Genomic DNA, 3,236 nt, shown 5'->3' with positions numbered 1-3,236 from the left:
CATCTTCTGAGGTCCTTTCTGCCCGCCATTATGGCCGGCTCAGACCCCAGCTCTTCCATTTATCCGACTGTCCGAATTTCCGGCGCCACCTCTGTAATTGTTCCGTTATCGGGAAGCAGTCGTAAGACGTGAAACACGACACTCGCGAGTGCGTGTTCAGTGCGGTTCAGCGTCTCGTCGACCATGTCGGCTGATCATGACAAAGACGGAGACGAGCAATGAGCCGTCGGCATTTACAAGCGCTACCCTATGTCGTTTAAAGCGAACGTGTCCTTTCGCGGTCGGGGATTCCCGGTCACGATGTGTGAACATCTCATGACATACCGGCTTTCTTTTTTCCGGAAAGCAGTAACCCTTGATAAATATCAATTCTTTTTGACCACACCTGTTAATGTTTGGCAACAGCGCTCCATTTTTCGCAATACTTTCCCGCATATCTTTAACTTTTTTGTAATAACGAGAAGGAGGCAGTATGAGAAATCTCGCATTGCTCATCGTTGCTTTTCTGATCGGGGGCTGCGCCACCGTTCCGAGTCATCGCGTTTCTATGGCACCCAGCCCCGCAGCGGAATTCGCCTGTAAAGGCCACGATCCCGCGCGATGTCGCATGGTGGTGACGGCGGAGCAGGTTTACGCTCTAAGCGAAGACAACATGGATTCGAAAAATGCGAATTCGATCGTGATGCGCTTCGACCTGACGGAGGAGAACAAGGACAAGGCCGAGTCGCCGTCGCTGTGGTACCAGGGTAGGGACGCCTTCTCAAAGACCGCACACGACATGACCCAAGCCCCGGGACCGCTCGGTAGCTACGGGCCGCTAGGAGCTTTTGGACCACTCGGTTATATCGGACCATTGGGACCATTACTGGTGGGACGAAGCACCCGAACCCAATCAACCGATCCTCACGAGTCCTACGACAACAACTGGTGCCCTGTATCCGTCTCCGAAGATGACGACAAGTGCGTCTATGGTTCACATGGCCCCTTAGGTTCAGATTATTCCTATGGCTTAGGTTGTCCCTTAGGGGGTAATTGCTCAGATCAATATTGCCCCTTAGGTTCATTTGATCCCTTCGGTTTATTAGCTTGTTCCCTAGGTTTATATTTTCCTGCACATGTGCAAGCACCACTCAACCCTACGGGATACTTCAAGGATATGTATCATCTTCAGGAAGAGAACGCTTGGTGGGGCAACTATACGCACAACCTGGATTCGGCCGGCGTCTGGGGCATTCAAGGGCCGCTCGGTCCCACCGGGGCCCTTGGCGCCCTCGGGGCCTTGGGGCCGCTGGGCATTTCGCTCAAGGCCGGCATGACCACGACCGCCAATGGCGTGTACAAAGTCGGTTGTGAAACCGATTGTAAAACCGTGCGGCAAACTAAGCCGGTGCGCTACCGCCATGACGCCACCGTCTTCAGGACATACGAGCTGTTCGAGATGTATTCCAAATCGTATGCGCAGACTATGGGCACCTGTCGCGACTGCGAGGTCAATGACACCTCTTTTGGCGTTGACTCGTTCATGCAGGCACCGGCATCCAACGGGGACGACTATCTTTTTACCTCCAACTACGACCAGTTCGTGTCGATCAACGTGGTGCCGATCAACGCCCTTAACGATTACGGTTTGGAGCTTTACCTGTCCAAGGACGGCGGCAAAAACTACACCTTGCTGGCAAGCTCGAAGTCAAATGGGGCTCTCAAGGGGAAAAGGTGGTTGCCACCACTATTATGGTCGATTGGCGATGGCCTGATGGACTTTATCGTGATCCGCGTCAAACCCAGGGAAATGTTCAAGGTCAGGGTTATTCAGCAGCAATTGCAAGAAGAATCTTTTCCTGGTTACTATTTGTTCACGACCGGTTCCGGCCTGGCCGAGACGACCAACGGCGTGACCAACATGAACCCGGATATCTGGGGTCCAAGGCCCCAACTGGATGGGACCAAGCGCTTCAACATCAACGGCGCACATCAGCAGTGGAAGGTGTGGGAGAAGGCAGATTGAAGGAATGACCCCGCCGGATCCTCGTGGCGTCGCCGAATCCTTTCGCCGCCGAGAATCTAGAGGCGATAGCGGCCGAAGCAGCGTTTGCGTTCGCAAGGTTCAAACTGCTCGAGGAAAGGCGTAAATTCGGCCACGAGTCCGCACGCCTGCCACTCCCTGACGATCTTCAACGGCACTCCCCGCCGACGTCAAACGGAAAGAGACGACAGGCATCGCGAGCGTTCGCCGGACACAGCCTTTTAGTTAGCCAGATACTTACGTTATGCGGCGCGGTCTACTTTGAGGTTCTCCCAGGCTGTCCGGACGCGCTTCCTGCAAAAATCGAGTTAGGGGTAGACCGATTTGCGCGATTGGTGGAGCGGAAAGTGAAGAAAGGTGAGCGAAAGGGCGCCTGACAGAGCAGTCGCACCAATTGGTGCTTCTCGTCAGGGTAGTCTCACCAATTCCGATTCTTAGATGGTCGAGTAGCGACGGAATTAATGGGTAAGTGCTTGATTCTTCGGGAAACTCAGTCGCACGAATTCCAGGCCCTCACACTATGTGCACATTTGCCGGACTGGAAATCCGGAATTAGCCGGACTGGCGTGAATCCCGTGATGCTGAGCCAGGACCTGACGGTTCCGCTTCACCCGCGCCCTTTGGTTGACGTAGCAGCGAGTGGGTCAAGAAATCGGCGAGGTGGCCGTCAATACCGGGCAACTCCATTTCCCGTCTGAGCCATGCGTTACACCCCGATCCAAGACCAGCACCTCGCTATACTTGCCCGCGACCGCGATGCCTGGCGGGCTCAGGCGGAACGACGTCTTGACGTCGAAGGGCTCATTCGCGCATGCGTCCCGGATGTCGCTACTTGTGATCCAAGCTTTGTGGCCGACGCGATCCGGGAGTGGTTCGATAGTTTCGAGGACGGCATTCCGACATAGCAGCTGGCGACAGAGACTGCCTGACTGCCGTCAGCGTCGGCAGCCGGCTGCTGATTTCGGTCATTCATCCATCGGTCGACATGCCGCCGAAGCTACCGGGGCAGCCGCCAACAGGATGACCGTATAGTTCGGGGATCGGCCCGTCCGGCTGAGTTCGGCCCTGTTGATCGACGACGAACGCGGCCCGGGGGCGTATCATTCACCCCTTAGAGTCACCCCTTTCAAGGTGACGAGAAATAGGGCACCCTCCGTGTTCTCGAACGAAAGCCGGAGTGAGTAGCGTGGTACTGGATGCAGTGGTGGAACGC

The 3,236-nt window shown here is 55.4% G+C and carries 1 protein-coding gene; it reads left to right on the top strand.

Translation table 11 applies throughout. The features are described from left to right. Positions 1-472: 472 nt before the first annotated feature. Positions 473-2,005, top strand: a complete 1,533-nt coding sequence (locus A3A5_RS43345; RefSeq protein WP_157637232.1) for a hypothetical protein — start codon at positions 473-475, stop codon at positions 2,003-2,005. Positions 2,006-3,236: the final 1,231 nt, after the last annotated feature.

The sequence above is a fragment of the Cupriavidus sp. UYPR2.512 genome, assembly GCF_000379565.1.
In the GTDB taxonomy this organism is placed as follows: Bacteria; Pseudomonadota; Gammaproteobacteria; order Burkholderiales; family Burkholderiaceae; genus Cupriavidus.
The sequence above is the reverse complement of the archived record's forward strand: the minus strand, read 5'-3'. Positions and strand labels throughout refer to the sequence as shown.

What these genes read in the sequence shown, in the direction of transcription:
- A3A5_RS43345 (WP_157637232.1), top strand. Translation starts at nt 473, where the DNA reads ATGAGAAATCTCGCATTGCTCATCGTTGCTTTTCTGATCGGGGGCTGC.